1 protein-coding gene is annotated in these 341 nt (G+C 37.5%); it reads left to right on the forward strand.

Annotated features, from left to right (window positions below; translation table 11 throughout):
• On the forward strand, window positions 1–244 hold a 244-nt coding region (locus J4051_RS18915), incomplete at its 5' end, for a hypothetical protein (protein ID WP_208235438.1).
• Window positions 245–341: the final 97 nt, after the last annotated feature.

The raw sequence follows: 341 nt of genomic DNA on the forward strand, positions 1-341 counted from the left end.
TTCCAGCGGGAAGAAAAATAGTTCAAAAAAAGTCTTATTTTATTTTGCCGGTAAAGGAAAAAGGGTTGTATATTTGCACCCCGCAAACGAGGGTCCCATGGGTCCGAGGGAACGGAAAAAGTTCATTTACATCCTAATAAAAAGAAGGCAAAAGTTTTTGAAAAAAAAGTTTTGCGGAATGGAAAAAGGTTGTATGTTTGCAGCCGCTAAAAACGGTAACGTTCGGAGCGGCAAGGTTCATTGAAGATAGTGTTTGTGATTGCCGATTTGGAGTGTGAAAAAAAACTTTCAAAAAAACTTTCAAAAACATTGTGTGGATCGAAAAAGGGTTGTATATTTGC

It is taken from the genome of Gelidibacter pelagius, from assembly GCF_017581925.1.
Classification (GTDB): Bacteria; Bacteroidota; Bacteroidia; order Flavobacteriales; family Flavobacteriaceae; genus Gelidibacter; species Gelidibacter pelagius.